The 16,147-nt window shown below is 59.9% G+C and carries 14 protein-coding genes; 4 read left to right on the top strand and 10 right to left on the bottom strand.

Translation table 11 applies throughout. From position 1 onward, the window contains the following. Positions 1-41 precede the first annotated feature (41 nt). Positions 42-803, bottom strand: a complete 762-nt coding sequence (locus GOW60_RS14790; RefSeq protein ID WP_171119787.1) for an ABC transporter permease — start codon at positions 801-803, stop codon at positions 42-44. After that, a complete protein-coding gene (locus GOW60_RS14795) occupies positions 800-1,729 on the bottom strand; it encodes an ABC transporter ATP-binding protein (RefSeq protein ID WP_171229857.1) in 930 nt (309 codons plus the stop codon). Before GOW60_RS14795 ends, GOW60_RS14790 begins: the two co-directional genes overlap by 4 nt. A 165-nt stretch (positions 1,730-1,894) precedes the next feature. Between GOW60_RS14795 and GOW60_RS14800 the strand changes: the two genes are divergently transcribed. Further along, a complete protein-coding gene (locus tag GOW60_RS14800) occupies positions 1,895-2,989 on the top strand; it encodes a CaiB/BaiF CoA-transferase family protein (protein ID WP_171229858.1) in 1,095 nt (364 codons plus the stop codon). Positions 2,990-3,069: 80 nt separating this feature from the next. On the opposite strand, the gene hemE is transcribed toward GOW60_RS14800, so the two are convergent. Next, on the bottom strand, positions 3,070-4,104 hold the full coding sequence (gene hemE / locus GOW60_RS14805; RefSeq protein ID WP_171229859.1) for a uroporphyrinogen decarboxylase: 1,035 nt from the start codon (positions 4,102-4,104) through the stop codon (positions 3,070-3,072). Between the two features lie 106 nt (positions 4,105-4,210). Between hemE and hemC the strand changes: the two genes are divergently transcribed. After that, positions 4,211-5,176: a hydroxymethylbilane synthase gene (gene hemC, locus GOW60_RS14810; protein WP_171229860.1), complete on the top strand. Its 966-nt coding sequence runs from the start codon at positions 4,211-4,213 to the stop codon at positions 5,174-5,176. Positions 5,177-5,414: 238 nt separating this feature from the next. Here the strand turns inward: hemC and GOW60_RS14815 are convergent, their stop codons facing one another. The 7 genes from GOW60_RS14815 to GOW60_RS14845 are packed head-to-tail and all read right to left on the bottom strand — an operon-like array spanning position 5,415 to position 14,104. Next, a complete protein-coding gene (locus GOW60_RS14815; RefSeq protein WP_171229861.1) occupies positions 5,415-6,686 on the bottom strand; it encodes an aspartate aminotransferase family protein in 1,272 nt (423 codons plus the stop codon). A 1-nt stretch (position 6,687) separates the two neighbouring features. Further along, positions 6,688-7,791, bottom strand: a complete 1,104-nt coding sequence (locus GOW60_RS14820; RefSeq protein WP_171229862.1) for a mandelate racemase/muconate lactonizing enzyme family protein — start codon at positions 7,789-7,791, stop codon at positions 6,688-6,690. Next, entirely contained in the window at positions 7,788-8,894 is a 1,107-nt protein-coding gene (locus tag GOW60_RS14825) for a mandelate racemase/muconate lactonizing enzyme family protein (protein ID WP_171229863.1), read from the bottom strand. The genes GOW60_RS14820 and GOW60_RS14825 overlap by 4 nt, the downstream gene beginning before the upstream one ends. Then, on the bottom strand, positions 8,891-9,997 hold the full coding sequence (locus tag GOW60_RS14830; RefSeq protein WP_171229864.1) for a mandelate racemase/muconate lactonizing enzyme family protein: 1,107 nt from the start codon (positions 9,995-9,997) through the stop codon (positions 8,891-8,893). Before GOW60_RS14830 ends, GOW60_RS14825 begins: the two co-directional genes overlap by 4 nt. After that, positions 9,994-10,572 carry a dimethylsulfonioproprionate lyase family protein gene (locus tag GOW60_RS14835; RefSeq protein WP_171229865.1) on the bottom strand — a complete coding sequence of 193 codons (579 nt, stop codon included), beginning with the start codon at positions 10,570-10,572 and terminating at the stop codon, positions 9,994-9,996. Before GOW60_RS14835 ends, GOW60_RS14830 begins: the two co-directional genes overlap by 4 nt. Continuing rightward, positions 10,569-11,651: an alcohol dehydrogenase family protein gene (locus GOW60_RS14840; RefSeq protein ID WP_254443969.1), complete on the bottom strand. Its 1,083-nt coding sequence runs from the start codon at positions 11,649-11,651 to the stop codon at positions 10,569-10,571. The genes GOW60_RS14835 and GOW60_RS14840 overlap by 4 nt, the downstream gene beginning before the upstream one ends. Beyond that, a complete protein-coding gene (locus GOW60_RS14845) occupies positions 11,651-14,104 on the bottom strand; it encodes an FAD-dependent oxidoreductase (protein ID WP_171229866.1) in 2,454 nt (817 codons plus the stop codon). Before GOW60_RS14845 ends, GOW60_RS14840 begins: the two co-directional genes overlap by 1 nt. Positions 14,105-14,172: 68 nt before the next feature. Between GOW60_RS14845 and GOW60_RS14850 the strand changes: the two genes are divergently transcribed. Together GOW60_RS14850 and GOW60_RS14855 are read left to right on the top strand one after the other, a co-directional pair. After that, on the top strand, positions 14,173-15,060 hold the full coding sequence (locus GOW60_RS14850; RefSeq protein WP_171229867.1) for a MurR/RpiR family transcriptional regulator: 888 nt from the start codon (positions 14,173-14,175) through the stop codon (positions 15,058-15,060). Then, entirely contained in the window at positions 15,057-16,145 is a 1,089-nt protein-coding gene (locus tag GOW60_RS14855; RefSeq protein WP_171229868.1) for an aromatic ring-hydroxylating dioxygenase subunit alpha, read from the top strand. The genes GOW60_RS14850 and GOW60_RS14855 overlap by 4 nt, the downstream gene beginning before the upstream one ends. The last annotated feature ends 2 nt before the right edge of the window (positions 16,146-16,147 follow it).

Here is a 16,147-nt window from a genome sequence, read left to right on the forward strand (position 1 = left end):
TCACACACCCGATGGGCAAAAATGCAACGCCTTGGCGAGGGTCAGCTGCGAATGCGCCAGCCGGTTTTGAATATCCAGCCGATAACCGCCAGGCACAGAGCCGTAAAAGCGACAATGGCAAGAAGGCTGAAAACGATCGGCACATCTGCCAGCCCGTAAAAGGACCAGCGGAAACCCGAAATCAGATAGACCACGGGATTGAACAGCGTGATGGTCTGCCACAATGGGGGCAGCATCGAGATCGAATAAAACGTGCCCCCCAGAAAGATCAGTGGCGTCACCACCAACTGCGGCACCAGCGACATCTGCTCGAAGTTGCTGGCCCAGATGCCGATGATAAATCCCAGCAACGAAAAGCTGAGACAGGATAGGATCAGAAACGCGGCCATGGCGAATGGATGCTCGATCCGAATATCGACGAAAAACGTCGCGGTGACCAAAATCACCAACCCCACGAACAACGCCTTGGTTGCGGCGGCACCGACATATCCGATCACGATCTCGATGAAATTGACCGGAGCGGACAACAGCTCGTAGATGGTGCCCAGAAACTTGGGGAAGTAAATTCCGAACGACGCGTTCGAAATCGACAGCATCACCACCGACAACATGATCAGCCCCGGCACGATGAATGCACCGTATGAAACGCCCTCGACCTCTTGAATACGGCTGCCGATGGCGGTGCCAAACACCACGAAATAAAGCGACGTCGACAGAACCGGCGACAGAAAACTCTGTGCCAGAGTTCGAAAGAAACGGGTCATTTCGAACCGGTAGATGGCAGCGATCGCGGTCCAGTTCATGCGGCCTCTCCCGATACCAGATTGACAAAAATCTCTTCCAGGCTTGATTGCCTGGTCTGTACGTCGCGCAACACCAACCCGGCCTCGGACACGTCATTCAGCAAGGTCGTTATGCCGGTACGATCCGCATTGGTATCGTAGGTATAGATCAGACAATCACCTGCGCCGTTGAGGGCCAGATTGTGGCTGACCAGACTATCGGGAATTCGGTCGATGCGTTCGGTCAGCATGACTTCGATCTGCTTTTTTCCCATCTGCGACATGAGTGTGTCTTTGTCCTGCACCAGCAAAAGCTCACCCTTGTCGATGACGCCGACACGATCCGCAATCGCTTCTGCTTCTTCAATGTAATGGGTGGTCAGAATGATGGTGACACCGTCCCGTTTCAGTTCCGCCACAAGCTCCCACATGTCCTTGCGCAACTCGACATCCACTCCGGCAGTCGGCTCGTCCAGAAAAAGCACACGGGGTTCATGGGCCAGGGCCTTGGCGATCAGCACCCTCCGCTTCATGCCGCCGGACAATTCCTTGATCGCGTTGTTGCGCTTGTCCCACAGGGACAGCTTGCGCAAAATCTCTTCGATCCGCGCGCTGTCTTTGCCAAGCCCGAACAGCCCACGCGACAACCGGACCGTGTTCCAGACCTTTTCAAACGGTTCCAACGCGATCTCTTGCGGCACAAGCCCTATCATCCTGCGCGCTGCGCGATAATCGGACTGTGTGTCATGCCCGCCAACCGTGACCACCCCCGAGGTCGGAGTCGTTATTCCACAAATCGTCGAAATCAGGGTTGTCTTTCCGGCGCCATTTGGTCCCAGAAGCGCAAGTATCTCACCCTCTTCAATATCCAGAGACACACCTTTCAGCGCCTCGAACCCATCCGCGTAAGACTTGCGAAGATTATTGATGGACAAAATGGTCGTCATATCCGTTCCCCGTTCCGACCGAGACCCTATCGCGCGGAACCAGCCTGTAACAGGTCAATTTCGCACAACGTGCTGCGCATTCTGTAATGGTTGTCAGAACCATGCTCAATTCCAACTTGCAATCCGTCAACCCACCCGCAAACTCTGCCACAACGGAGGGCGCCGATGCTTAATGGAATACGCATAGTCGAAATCGAAGGGCTGGGCCCCGGCCCGTTTGCCGCCATGCAGCTAGCTGATCTGGGCGCCGACGTCATCACGATCCACCGCAAAGGCCAGGCAGTAACACCGGGCATGCCGGACCGCTCGCTTCTGGACCGCGGCAAACGATCGATTGCGCTGGATCTGAAGGATCCCAAAGATCTGGCGACCGCCCGCCGCCTGATTGACACGGCGGACGCACTGATCGAAGGCTTTCGCCCCGGCGTGATGGAGAAGCTGGGACTTGGCCCGGATATTTGCCTGACCCGCAACCCAAAACTGATATATGGCCGCATGACAGGCTGGGGGCAGGATGGTCCGCTGGCCGAAATGGCTGGGCATGACCTGAACTACATCGCCTTGTCCGGTGCGCTCTGGTACGCCTCTCTCCCGGATCAGCCGCCTCAAACCCCTGCAACCCTGGTCGGCGATATCGGCGGAGGCGCCATGTACCTTGTCGCGGGCATCCTGGCAGGTTTGATCAACGCACAAAGAACCGGGAAAGGCACCGTGGTCGACGCCGCCATCTACGACGGCTCGGCCCATATGATGAACCTTCTGATGACCATGCGCCAAACCGGAAACCTGTCTGAAACCCGCGGCCAAAGCCTGCTGGACGGCCCGCATTGGAGCCGAACCTACACCTGCGCGGACGGCGGATTTGTTTCGGTCCAATGCCTCGAACCAAAATTCTACGCCCGATTTCTCGAAATCCTGGGCCTGTCCCAGGACCCGGTGTTCCAACAACAGTACACCCGCAAGCTCTGGCCCGACCTGACCCGGCGCCTCGTCGAAATCTTCGCGTCCAGACCGCGCGACGACTGGGCCAAACTGTTCGACGGGTCAGACGCCTGCGTCGCACCGGTACTCAACCCCGACGAGGCCACAGCCCACCCGATGAATGCGGCCCGTCAATCCTGGCGCCAGACCGACGGCACCCTACAGGCCGCCGCCGCCCCACGCTTTTCCACACACCAGTGGCAACCAAAGCCCAGCCCGGCGCGCGGACAACACACCGCCGAGATCCTGAACGAACTCCAAGCCCCGGAAAGCACCTGACGCACTCTTCATCTGGCCAAAAATATCCCGGGGGTGAATTGGCCAGCGGCCAAGAGGGGGCTGGCCCCCTCCCACGCGCTCTATCCGCCGCGCACCGTGTCGATCATCAGCTGAACGTTGTCCGGGTCGGCATCCGGAGTGATCCCGTGGCCGAGGTTGAAAATATGCGGCCCCTTGGAAAACGCCTCGACGATGCGCCGGGTCTCATCCACCAGCGCCTGCCCGCCGGTAACCATGTGAGACGACGCCAGATTGCCTTGTACACAGCCATCAATCTGCACGTTCTCAGCCGCCCATTCGGGCGACACGGAATTGTCCAGCGCCACGCAATCCACGCCGGTCGACCTTGCAAACCCGACATACCCGTCGCCTGCTTCCCGCGGAAATCCAATCACGGGGATACCGGGGTGACGTTCCTTGATGGCCTGCGTGATCACCCGGCACGGCTCGACCGCGTATTTGCGGAAAGCTTCGCCATTCAAAGACCCCGCCCAACTGTCAAATATCTTGACCACCTCGGCACCGGCGTCGATCTGAGCGGACAGATATTCAATCGTTGCCGCGGTGATGCGGTCCAACAGCGCCTCGAACAAAGCGGTATCACCTTCGCGCAGCGCATGCGCGGGACCCTGATCCGGCGTGCCGCGCCCTGCAATCATGTACGTGGCAACAGTCCACGGCGCGCCTGCGAATCCGATCAAGGTGGTTTCCGACGGCAATTCCCGCGAAAGAATGCGCACCGTCTCGTAAACCGGTGACAATGTCTCGTGAATCGCGTCAACAGGCTTCAACGCATCAAACTCGGCCTGCTGCGTGATGGTGGACAAACGCGGGCCTTCACCTGTCACGAACCAAAGATCAGCCCCCAGCGCCTGTGGCACCAGAAGGATGTCGGCAAACAGGATCGCCGCATCGAACCCATATCGCCGAATTGGCTGCAAGGTAACTTCTGCTGCCAGTTCAGGATTGTAGCACAGTGACAGGAAATCCCCGGCCTGAGCACGTGTGGCCCGGTATTCCGGCAAATACCGACCCGCCTGACGCATCATCCAGATCGGCGGCACATCCTGTACTTCGCCCGCCAGCGCCCGCAGCAGCTTTTTTGTCTCGGCCATTTTTGTCCCCAGCATTCAGGTTTTGGCAACGGGTCGTCCTTCGGCGGCAATTTGTCAAGCTCAGCCCCCATTGTCAGGGCAATGTGACGCGACTAAAGCTGTGCACATGACTTTGACCCTGCCCACCCCCGCATCGCCCCTCAGAATCGGCACTCGTGGCTCGCCGCTGGCTCTGGCTCAGGCCTATGAAACGCGCCAACGTCTGAGCGATGCCTTCGATCTGCCACAGGATGCGTTCGAAATCGTGGTGATCAAGACGACCGGTGACAATCGCGCCATGATCGAGGCGGATCGACCACTGAAGGAAATCGGCAACAAGGGCCTGTTCACCAAGGAAATCGAAGAGGCGATGCTGCGCGCCGAGATCGACATTGCCGTGCATTCAACAAAGGACATGCCCGTTGAACAACCCGAAGGGCTGGTCCTGGATACGTTCCTGCCGCGCGAGGATGTGCGCGACGCCTTCATATCTCCGCGACTGGGCTCGATTCACGATCTGCCCGAAGGCGCCGTTGTGGGCACCTCGTCCTTGCGGCGGCGGGCGCAGCTGCTGAACCGGAGGCCGGATCTGAAAGTGGTCGAGTTTCGCGGAAACGTGCAGACACGGCTGAAAAAGCTTGAAGACGGGGTTGCCGATTGCACGTTTCTGGCAATGGCAGGCATTCGCCGTTTGGGAATGGATGAGGTTCCGGCCAGCGCCATTTCCCCTGACGACATGCTGCCGGCGATCGCGCAGGGCACCATCGGCATCGAACGGCGCAGCGATGACATGCGCGCGGCCGAAATGCTGGACGCGATTCATCACACGGAAACGGGATGGCGTCTGGCGGCTGAACGCACATTGCTGGCCGCGCTGGACGGGTCCTGCGAAACCCCGATCGCCGGCCTTGCCGAACTTGACGGCGACACCCTAAGGTTGCGGGGCGAAGTGCTGCGCCCGGACGGAACGGAAACCGCCAGCAGGGATATGACCGGCCCCGTCGAGGATGGGCCTGAGATAGCCCGCGCGATGGCGGCTGAACTGCTTGAACAGGCGGGACCTGATCTATTCGATTGGAAAAATTCAAAATAAATTTGTTTAGTGTGAACTTGATCACTGTAGCAAGCGGCGCGATCAGGCATTACTGTGACATACCGAAGAGGAAGTCGGGTCAGTCTCGAAAGTATCGAAAAGTTTTCAGATTGCCGGTGTTTTAATCAGTATTCGAGGGGGCGAGGCTGACCCCCGGCTTCCAAAGGTAGCGGGTCGCTGTTGAGTTCAACAGCGACCCGTTTACGTTGTGCCAGATTGCGTTGTGCCAGACCCGCGTTCAGGAAATCGCTTCGACGGCGTGACGAACGGCCTCTCTGGTCTGATCCAGATCCGCTTCGGTAACCGCCAGCGACGGGTACAGTTTGCCCGGAGCCTTGAAGACCCCATGCGCCCGCAAGGTTGCATTGTAAGTGGCATTGCGCTGCGGATCATCATGGTTTGCGCTGCGAAAATCGCGACATTCGGCCTTGGTGAAATAAATGTCGAACAAGGTCTCGTCACCGCAGATTCGATGGGCGATGCCCGCCTCATTCAAAGCGTCCGATTGCATCTGCTGCAACTGCCTCCCAATCGCGCGCAGGTGTTCATAGGTGCCGTCGCGCCGCAAAACCTCCATCGTCTTCAGCCCCGCCGCTGAGGCTATGGGGTTGCCGGACAAAGTGCCCAACTGCATCAGCCAGCCCTGTTCTCCGACTTTCGATTTGTCGAAATGCTTCATGATCTCGGTGCTGGCACCCAGTGCAGCCAGAGGGAAGCCACCACCGGTGATCTTGCCAAGCGTACAGATATCCGGGGTCACGCCATATCGCTCTTGTGCGCCGCCGTAAGCCAGACGGAACCCGGTGACGATCTCATCAAAAATCAGCAGCACACCAAATTTGTCGCACAAGGTTCGCAAGCCCTGCAAAAACCCCGGCTCGGGCGGGATGATCCGCTGCAAGGGTTCGACCATGATCGCAGCGACGTCATCATGTTCGTCCAGCAGCGCCGCCACCGCGTCAAGATCATTGAAAGGCGCGATCAGCATCTGCTCGGCCACGCTTTGGGGGATACCGGCACTGTCGGGAACGGCCTGCGGGAAATTGACCCGGCGGCTGGGGGCCAGGCTCATCTGCGCCTCGGCGCTCATTCCGTGATATCCCCCTTCGAACTTGAGGATCTTGTCGCGCCCGGTATAGGCGCGCGCCAGCCTCATGGCGTACATGTCTGCCTCGCCCCCAGAGGCCACGAAACGCACCTGCTCGCAACAGGGGACGGCTTCGATGATGGCCTCGGCCAGTTCGATGCCCTTGCTGTTGTTGGCGAAGAAGGTCATGCCTTTGGGCAGTTGCTCCAGCACCGCTTCCATCACTTCGGGGTGGCCATGGCCCAGCAGCATCGGGCCGGACCCGATCAGATAGTCGATATATTCCTTCCCGTCCTCGTCCCAGACATGGCTGCCCTCGCCACGGGCGATTATGATGCCCGGATCGAAGTTGCCGAAACCGCCAGCTGGCAGAACCTCTTTTGCGCGTGCTATCCACTCGGACTGTGTCTGGATCTTCAGCATCTCAATCAATCTCCAAAATCGGGGCGCCAAGAATTTCGAGGTCAGGTGTCACACCTAAACCCGGACCTTCGGGCGGTGCAATCCGGCCGTTTTCACGGTTTGGTGCGTCAGGACACAGGCGCGGAGCAACGTAAGAGGACAAGTCGCAAGTGTTCATCAGCGATCCATGCGGGGTCGAAGCCGCAAAATGCAGCGAGGCCGCCGTTACGATATCCGATCCCCAGGTGCATTCCGCGCAAATCTCGGCACCCAGCTGCACGGTCAGATCGCGTGCACGGCGCATAGCCGAAAGACCGCCGAATTTCGACAGTTTCAGCGCCACCGCGTCCATGCATCCCAACTCATGCGCCCGCATCAGCGATGCAAGATCAAAGGCGTTTTCGTCGATCTTCATGGGCAGACCCGTCGACTGACGAACAGCGGCGCAGTCTTCCAGCGTCTTGCAGGGCTGTTCCAGCATCACATCCAGATGTGCCACCGCGCGCCCGGTTCGCGTTGCCTGAAGGCGCGATGCGCCGCAGTTCCAGTCGCCATACACAAGTGGTCCGGTTCCCACGGCTTCGCGCACTTTGATCAGCCGCTCGGCATCGGCTTGCCAATCACCCTCGACACCCAGCTTCACCTGGAATTGCCGAATGCCCGTCTGGAAGGCTGCCTTGGCCATGCGCGCCATTTCGTCCGGCGCGATACATGTGATCGAATGATAAAGCGGCATCTCCGCCCGTGTCCGCCCGCCCAGCAACGCGTAAACCGGCACCCGCGCCGCGCGGCCGAACAGATCCCACAGTGCAATGTCGACGATCGATTTCACATAGCTGTGGCCTTGCAGAAACCCGTCCAGCTTTCGCATCGGTGCGTCGACCCCAATTGGCGAAATCCCGAGAATCTCGGGACCCATTTCAGCGATGGCCCCCGGTACTCCATTTGCATAGGCGGGCAGATAATGCGGGATCGGGCAGACCTCGCCCCAACCTGTCAGACCTGTATCCGTCTCAAGGCGCAGGATATGAGACGTCACGGTCGCGCAGGTCTTGCCGTCGGCCATGTGATAGGTTTCATGGCTGGTTAGATCGACGGACCAGAGTGTTATCTTGTCAATTCTCAAGCATATTCTCCTACTGGATCACCCAATGCGGCTTCGTCCGGATGCACGCCCAGCCCCGGCGCTTCGGGCAGATGCAGATGGCCATCGACGTTGCGGGGCCCTCGACCACCTGCAACATCAACCGTGATCATGTCCTGACAGGCCCAAACCGCGTGGCAACGGTCATCCGGGATCGTGGCGGCCAGATGCAGCGCTTCGGTATCGGCCAGAACCGTTCCGCCGGTGGCCATCACGAACATGTCTATCCCATGGGCCAGCGCGATATCGCGCATCCGCGCGGCCTTGGTCAGGCCACCCACGCGATTCAGCTTGATCCCGAATATCTGGGCCAGACCATCGCGGGCAATCCGGACGGCATCCTGCAAGGTCACAAGGGACTCGTCCACAGACACAGGGGACGCATGAAGCCCCGAGATCGCCGCGATATCATCCAGTGTTTCGCAGGGTTGCTCGAACATCACGTTCAGGTCTTCGCAGGTGCTCATCACCCGCAAGGCCTGCTGGCGCGTCCAGCCACGGTTGACATCATAAAGAACAATCTCTCCGGGCTGCCGGATGCTTTCCACATCCCGCACTCGGGCAATGTCCCGCTCGACATCACCGCCGATCTTCACCGAATGCGCGACATAGCCGCGCTTGCGATACCGCTCCATGACCTCGCGTGTTTCTTCGACGGTTTTTGCCCCGACCGAGGACGCGATCGGGCGCGGTGTCCGCGATCCGCCGCCCATCAGATCGGCAATAGGCAAGCCCGCCGCCTGACCGGCAATATCCCAGCAGGCCATATCTATGGGGCTTTTGGCATAGAGATGCCCGGGCAAGGCAAGATCCATGGCCCGCTCCACGTCCAGCACGCGACGCGGATCAAGGCCCAGGATGAAAGGGGCCATCGTTTCGATCCCGGCCCGGATGCCCGGCCCGTGCGCGGGTACATAGGTGTGCCCCCAGGGCGTGCCCTCGCCCCAGCCAACCAGACCGGTATCGGTTTCGAGCCTGACCAGCGTCGCATCAAGCGTTTCAAACTTCAGCCGCCCCCCGGAAAGCCAATAGGGATGCTCGAGCGGCAAATCGACCTGAAAAACGGTAATGGTTTCAATCTTCATAGAGCATACTCCGCCACGGGTGCGCCGAGGCTTTCAAAATCGGGGGTTACACCCAATCCCGGCATATTGGTTGCATATAGCTTTCCGTCTTTCACGACAGGACCGCCGACGCCCGTAGATCGCGTGTTGTAGTTCATCAGGTCCGTGGTGTTTTGCAGGTATTCAGGCGGGGTCGACGCCGCGAAATGGGCGACAACCGAAGACGTGATCTCTCCTCCCCAGGTGTCTTCGCTGACCACAGGGATGCGGTTGTCGATCAGGTAATCCCGTACCCGCCGGGCTTTGCTGATGCCGCCAAGGTTCGAGATCTTGAGACAACAAATCTCTGCCCCCCGGTCTGCGACGATACGCTGGGCCATATGGATCCCGGTCACGCATTCATCCAACTTCAATGGCTGCTCGGCAATCCGGCGCACTTGCTGGCATTCCTCATACGTGCGGCAAGGTTGTTCGAGAATGAAATCCAGATCCCGGGTCTCGCGTGCAACGCGGATCGCATCGTCCACGCGCCAGCCCTGGTTGGCATCGGCCATGGCTTTCTCGCCGGGTTTCAGCAACGGCACAGTGGTGCGGATCCGGTCAATTTCACTGGCCCAGTCGCTGCCCACTTTGATCTGAAACTGCCGATAACCCTGTTCCCGGTACCGGTCCATCTCGGCCACGGTTTCCTCGACCGCTTTCTGCGGAGCGACCCGGTACATTGGCGCGCCATCCGTCAGCTTGCCGCCCAACAGCATCCAGACCGGCTGATCACACGCCTGACCCAGGATATCCCAGCATGCCGCATCGAACGGAGCCTTGGCATAGCCATGCCCCTGTACCAGATGGTCCATCAAGTGCTCGATCCGCCCCACCTGACGCGGATCCTCGCCCAGCAGCTTGCCGGCGACAAGACGCGCCAGCGCAGCCACACCTTCGGAATGGGCCACCATGTAGTTTTCGCCACAGGGCGTGAACTCACCGCAGCCCCGCAAACCCGCGTCAGTGTCGATTACCACCACCGATGCGATGGCCGTTTCAATCGCGTTTCCCGCACCCCAGGCATAGGTTCCGCCGACATAGGGAAGCCCGGTCTGGTAAATTCGGATGCGGGTGATTTTCATGCGGCGTCCATTCTGGGCAGGTCGCCCATCCCTTCGCCTCGCCACAGGACAAAGGTCAGGATCGATTGGTCCGTCGTTATCATGGCGTGGCTTTGCCAGCTTTTGTGCTGTCGTGTCTGGTTCGGGCCGACGAAGGTTTCGCCCTCGTCGCTGCGAAAAACCGCTCCGCCGGCAAGGGTCAGATACAGCTCTTCCGCCTGATGGCTGTGCCAGTCATAATCCAGACCCGCGCCCCAATATCCCACGTAGCCGCGCAATTGGGTCGAGTGGAAATGCCCGGTCGGTCCGAACAGTTCGTAATACCCGTACCGATTCAGGAAATCCGCACCGACTTCCTCTTCGGTATATGTGTGTTTCCATTGCGCCAGATGCGCGCTGGCCTTGATCGCCGCGACCAGATCACGGGTTGGCGCCACGCCATCAAGGCCAAAATCGCCCACCAGATCGGTCGCCGGAATGTGAGCAGGCTGCAAACCCGTCGGTGTCAGATCGTCCGGCCATGATGCAAACGCGGCAAGGTCAGGATGCGCCTGATGCAATTGGCGGGCCGCCTCGAGAACATCATCCAGCGTCATGGCACCACCACGATATTGCCGGTATGCTGTTTGGCGATGAACGCCGCTTGCGCTTCCCGCAACTCCTCCAAAGGATAGGTTGCGGCCAGAGCCGGCTTGATTTCGCCGGCTTCGATATATGCCACGAGGTTCTTCATGACCTCGGGTCCGATCACGGTCGAACCGGTGAAGGTCAGATCGCGCAGATAGAACGTCCGCAGGTCAAGTTCGACCATCGGACCTGCAATGGCCCCCGAACAGGTGTAGCGCCCGCCGCGCTCCAGTACGTCGATCAGGTTCGGCCAGTAAGGGCCACCTACCACATCGGCGACCACGGTGATCTTCTCGTCGCCCAGCGCCGACCGCAGATCTTCAGGTGTGCGGGGCAATATCACATCAGGGCCAAGATCGGCGACGTCGGCGTGTTTGGATTCGGATGCCATTGCAATCACACGCGCGCCACGGCGTTTGGCCAATTGAACCAAAGCACCACCCACCCCGCCAGAGGCACCGGGCACAAGAACGGTGTCTTTTTCCGTCACGTTGGCACGGGACAACATCCCTTCGGCGGTGGAGTAAGAACAGGAAAACGTGGCCAGTTCGGCATCCGACAGGTCCGAAGTGATCGGCACCGCATTGACCGCCAGAGTCGTGGTGTATTCGGCGAACCCGCCATCGCGTTCCGAACCGAAATACCCTGTCTTGTTCATGTTGCCGGGATCAGCCGGATCTCGCAGCCAGCCATCCGTGATGACACGCTCGCCTATACGAGCGCTGTCCACGCCCTCGCCAACGGCCACGATACGGCCGCAGACATCTGCGCCCTGAATGCGCGGGAAGGTGATCGGGTTACCCCCCCATGTCGGGTCTTCTTCACCGACTTCCTCGAATGCGCCACCGGTGGTCGCATCCGTGACGGTCTTGGAATACCAGCCGGACCGCGTATTGACGTCGGTATTGTTCAGGCCGCAGGCTGCGACCCTGATCAGAACTTCACCGGCCGCGGGTTCGGGGCGCGGCCAGCCTTCCTGCATCACCATCTGTTCCAGACCACCATGGCCCATCGTGACCATGGCTCTCATCGTATCGGGCAGGTTCATCAAGCGGTCTCCAGTATGGCGTCACTGCGAGGCAGCAAACTGTCGGGGTCGTAGGCAGGTTTGTCCAGAACACGGGCGGCACGGGGTTGGCCATGGATCACGACCTCCAGCTGTGTCCCGGCCTTGGCCGCTTCGGGTTTGAGGTATGCAAAGGCCAAAATCTTGCCGACGGTGTGGCCATAAGCGACCGACGCCGTGGACCCGACGACGCGCCCGTCCAGCAGCACCGCCTCTCCGCCATGCCCATCAATCTCTCCATCCGGTTCAATTGAAAGATAGGCACAGATCCAGGGCAGATCGGTGTTGAGCGCCTTGTCCTTGCCCAGATAATCCTTGTCGGTGCGCGCAAAACGCAGCACGTCGGCCTCGGCCAGAGTGACCTCGTTGGTCAACTCGCCCGCGCCTTTGAAGCCCTTCTCCATTCGCATCACGTTCATGGCAAAGCTGCCGTAGTCGGTGATGCCATGCGCCTCACCTGCCGCCCAAAGCGCGTTGTAGACGTCGAGGCATGCAGCGTTCGGCATGTGCAGTTCCCAGCCCAGCTCTCCGGCATAGGACATGCGGAAGGCCCAGACTTTATGGCCCGCGATGGTGACTTCCTGCGCGGAAAGCCAGCGGAACCCGGCATTGGTCAGATCGGCATCGGTGCAGCGCGCCAGCACGTCGCGCGAGCGGGGGCCGTTCAGGGCCAGGGCAGACCAGTCAGAGGACAGAGCGGTGATCTGCACATCCTCATCCGCGCGCTGCTGCGCCAGATGATCCAGCAAGCGCTGTTCGAAGAATGCGGCGCAGACCAGATAAAAGCGGTCCTCGGCCATACGCACGATAGTCGTCTCCAACTCGATCCGGCCACGCCTGTTCAGCATGTGGGTCAGCGTGATCGAGCCTACCTTTTGCGGCATCCGGTTGGCGGTCAACCGGTCAAGCAGGGCATAGGCCCCCGGCCCCGAAACCTCGACCTTGGTGAAGGCGGTGACGTCCATGATGCCGACGCTTTCGCGCACCGCCTTGACCTCAGCCGCGACCATGTCGTCAGCGGGGGTGCGGCGGAAGGAATAGTGGTCGCGCTGCTCCACACCGTCCCGCGCGAACCAGCGGGGGCGCTCAAAACCATAGACCTCTTCATGCACCGCACCCTTGGATTTCAGCAGTTCATACAGCGGCGACGGCTTGATGGGTCGCCCCTCCAAACGGTTGAAATGCGGAAAGGGGATTTCATGGCGCAAGCAGTAATCTTCCTCGGCCTTGATCACCTGCCAATCCTTGGTCGCATAGCTGCCGAACCGGCGCGGATCGAATTCGCGCATCGAGATATCAGCCGCGCCATGCACCATCCACCGCGCCAGTTCGCGGGTCAGACCCGGCCCCCAGCCGATGCCGATCTGCGTCCCGCAGCAGCACCAATAATTCCGAACCCCCGGCGCTGGTCCGATCAGAGGGTTGCCATCCGGCGGGTGCGAGATCGCCCCGTGCACGTCGCGCTGAATGCCCAGTTCGGCAAAGATCGGCATCCGGTTCAGGCTTTCCTCAAGCCACGGCATCACCCGGTCGTAATCCGCGTCGAACAACCAGTTTTCGTATTCCCATGGGCAGTGATCATGCCAGACCGAGTTCGGGTTCTCTTTTTCGTAAATCCCGATCAGACCGCGCTGCTGCTCCATCCGGATATAGCCCGAGACCTTGCGGTCATCACGGATCACCGGCAGTTCGGTGTCCAGGTTCTGGAATTCAGGCACCGGTTCGGTCACGAAGTAATGGTGCGTCATCGAGGTCATCGGCAGTTGCAGCCCCGACCACTCGCCCATTTGCCTTGCATAGGTGCCGCCTGCATTCACCACATGCTCGCAGGTGATTGTGCCTTGTTCGGTCTCAACCACCCATTCGCCATTCTCAGCCTGCGTGATATTGGTGGCGCGGCAGCTGCGAAAGATGCGAACGCCTTTTTGCCGTGCTCCAGCGGCCATGGCCATGGTCACATTGGTCGGGTCCACATGCCCGTCATCCGGCGTATGCAGCGCGCCCAGAACGCCTTCGAGATTGTAGAACGGATGCAGTTCAGCCACCTTTTCGGGGCCGACAAGCTCGATATTGAAGCCCAGAGACCGACCAACCGACAAGGTGTGGCGCAGCCAGTCCATCTCATCCTCGGTATAGGCCAGACGGAACGAACCGCAGCCATGCCATGTGACGGGCTGGCCGGTTTCGGCCTCCAACTGACCAGAGTACAGGCCAATGTTGTAATCCACGCATTTTCCCAACCCAAAGCTGGACGTCGAATGCGTGATCTGCCCTGCTGCATGCCAGGTGCTGCCGCTGGTCAGCTCGGCCTTTTCCAGCAGGACGGTGTCAGCGCCCCACCCTTCATGCGCCAGATGATAGGCCAGACCGACCCCCATGACACCTCCGCCCACGATGACCACGCGGGCGTGTGACGGCAGATTCTTCTCGGACATGATTTTTCCTCTTCCCGAGTCGCGTTTCTGCTCGACAGGCTAATTCCACAAATGTACCATCGTCAATCATGAATGACACAAATGTATCATCAATCGTTCTGGACCGCCTGAGCCAGGAGTGGGACGCCCTTACCCCCGAGGCGCAGAAAGCCGCTCGGTACGTGCTGGAAAACCCAACGGATGTTGGGGTTTCAACCGTGCGCGAGATTGCCGAGGCGGCCAAGGTCAAACCCAATACCTTCGTGCGCATGGCCCGGCAGGTGGGCTTCGAAGGGTATGAAGATTTCCGGGCCCCCTTCCGCGAAGCGATTCGACGGGGCAACGTGTCGTTTCCAGACCGCGCGCGCTGGTTGCAGGACATTGGCAAGTCAGGGGAACTGGGTGGGCTTTATGCCGATATGGTGGGTGCGGCGATCCGCAATATCGAAGAAACCTTTGCCGGGATCGATGCCGCAACTCTGAAAGCCGCTGCCGAGGATATCTGGAATTGCCGCCAGATCTTCACGCTGGGCGTCGGCGTCAACAACTCGAACGCGCGCAATTTCACCTATCTTGCGTCAACCGGGATGAAGCAGTTCCACGCGATTCCCCGCCCCGGCTCGACCCCGGTGGATGACCTGGCCTGGGCCGATGAACAGGACGTGCTGATCGCGATCACCTGCCACCCCTATCGCACCGAGGTTATCGAGGCGATCAAGCTGGCACGGCAACAGGGTCTGACCGTCATCGGTATTTCCGACAGCCCGGCCAGCCCGGTGATCCTGAACGCCCATCACGGTTTTGTCGTCGCCGCCGACACGCCGCAATTCTTTCCGTCATCCGTTTCGACGATTGCCTTGCTGGAAACGCTGCTGTCCTTCGTGATCACCGTGTCCAGCGATGAGATCGTCGAGCGGGTGGAACGGTTTCACCAACGCAGACACCAACTTGGCCTCTACGCGGAGGAGCCCGAATGAACGCACCCCTGACCCACTCACTGGACGCGCGATACTATATCGATCCTGCTATTTTCGAGCAGGAAATGCAGGGGCTTCTGGCCCGAACGTGGCAGTTTGCGGGCCATGTCGCGCAGGTCCGGGAAACGGGGGATTACTTTGCGTTTGAGATCGCCGGCCAGAATCTGTTCTGCATTCGCGGCCGCGACGGCGAAATCCGCACCTTCTATAACGTCTGCCAGCACCGCGCCCATGAAATGGTCACCGGCGCAGGCAACACGCGTGTCGTCGTCTGCCCCTACCACGCCTGGACTTATGAGCTGTCCGGCCAATTGCGCGCCGGACCGAACATCAAATCCGTCCCCGGGTTCGACCGCAGCGCGATCTGCCTGACCTCGGTGCGCACCGAAGTGTTCAACGGTTTCATTTTCGTCAACCTCGATGACGACGCCGCGCCGATGGATGAATGGTACCCCGGCGTGCGCGAGGAAATCCGCGCATTCGTTCCGCATATCGACGATCTGGAACCGCTGGAATGGGTCGAGATCCCCGAAAACTGCAACTGGAAGGTCAGTATCGAGAACTACTCGGAATGCTACCATTGCCCGACCAACCACCCGACCTTTGCCGAAGGTGTGGTCAAGCCCGAGACCTATGACATTCAGCCGGACGCGGGCGGCGGCTACGTCCTGCGTCACACGACGGAGTGCCAGAGCCTCGACAAGATGACCTACCCCATCGACCTGTCGGTACCGCACGCGGGCGATTACCAATCGTGGTTCCTGTGGCCGATGTTCTCGTTCCAGTGTTACCCCGGCAATGTGCTGAACACCTATCACTGGCGCGCGGTTGATGCCGATCACTGCACCGTCTGGCGCGGCTGGTACACCGAGGGAGGCTCGGACAGTGCGGTCATCCGGCGACTGGCGGTCCAGGACCGCGAAACGACGGTCGAGGAAGACATCCGCCTCGTGGAATCCGTTCATCGCGGGCTCAAGTCGCGGGGCTATCGCCCGGGACCGCTTGTTCTGGATCCGGGTTGCGGGGTGATGTCGGAACATTCCATCGCGCAGCTTCAGCAATGGATGCGCGAGGCTGTGGATTAGTG

The sequence above is a fragment of the Ruegeria sp. HKCCA4008 genome, assembly GCF_013033125.1.
Taxonomy (GTDB): domain Bacteria; phylum Pseudomonadota; class Alphaproteobacteria; order Rhodobacterales; family Rhodobacteraceae; genus Ruegeria.

Bases quoted from the DNA above. Each gene is read 5' to 3' on its own strand.
- GOW60_RS14790 (WP_171119787.1), bottom strand. From the start codon at position 803: ATGAACTGGACCGCGATCGCTGCCATCTACCGGTTCGAAATGACCCGT.
- GOW60_RS14795 (WP_171229857.1), bottom strand. From the start codon at position 1,729: ATGACGACCATTTTGTCCATCAATAATCTTCGCAAGTCTTACGCGGAT.
- GOW60_RS14800 (WP_171229858.1), top strand. From the start codon at position 1,895: ATGCTTAATGGAATACGCATAGTCGAAATCGAAGGGCTGGGCCCCGGC.
- hemE (WP_171229859.1), bottom strand. From the start codon at position 4,104: ATGGCCGAGACAAAAAAGCTGCTGCGGGCGCTGGCGGGCGAAGTACAG.
- hemC (WP_171229860.1), top strand. From the start codon at position 4,211: ATGACTTTGACCCTGCCCACCCCCGCATCGCCCCTCAGAATCGGCACT.
- GOW60_RS14815 (WP_171229861.1), bottom strand. From the start codon at position 6,686: ATGCTGAAGATCCAGACACAGTCCGAGTGGATAGCACGCGCAAAAGAG.
- GOW60_RS14825 (WP_171229863.1), bottom strand. From the start codon at position 8,894: ATGAAGATTGAAACCATTACCGTTTTTCAGGTCGATTTGCCGCTCGAG.
- GOW60_RS14830 (WP_171229864.1), bottom strand. From the start codon at position 9,997: ATGAAAATCACCCGCATCCGAATTTACCAGACCGGGCTTCCCTATGTC.
- GOW60_RS14835 (WP_171229865.1), bottom strand. From the start codon at position 10,572: ATGACGCTGGATGATGTTCTCGAGGCGGCCCGCCAATTGCATCAGGCG.
- GOW60_RS14840 (WP_254443969.1), bottom strand. From the start codon at position 11,651: ATGAACCTGCCCGATACGATGAGAGCCATGGTCACGATGGGCCATGGT.
- GOW60_RS14845 (WP_171229866.1), bottom strand. From the start codon at position 14,104: ATGTCCGAGAAGAATCTGCCGTCACACGCCCGCGTGGTCATCGTGGGC.
- GOW60_RS14850 (WP_171229867.1), top strand. From the start codon at position 14,173: ATGAATGACACAAATGTATCATCAATCGTTCTGGACCGCCTGAGCCAG.
- GOW60_RS14855 (WP_171229868.1), top strand. From the start codon at position 15,057: ATGAACGCACCCCTGACCCACTCACTGGACGCGCGATACTATATCGAT.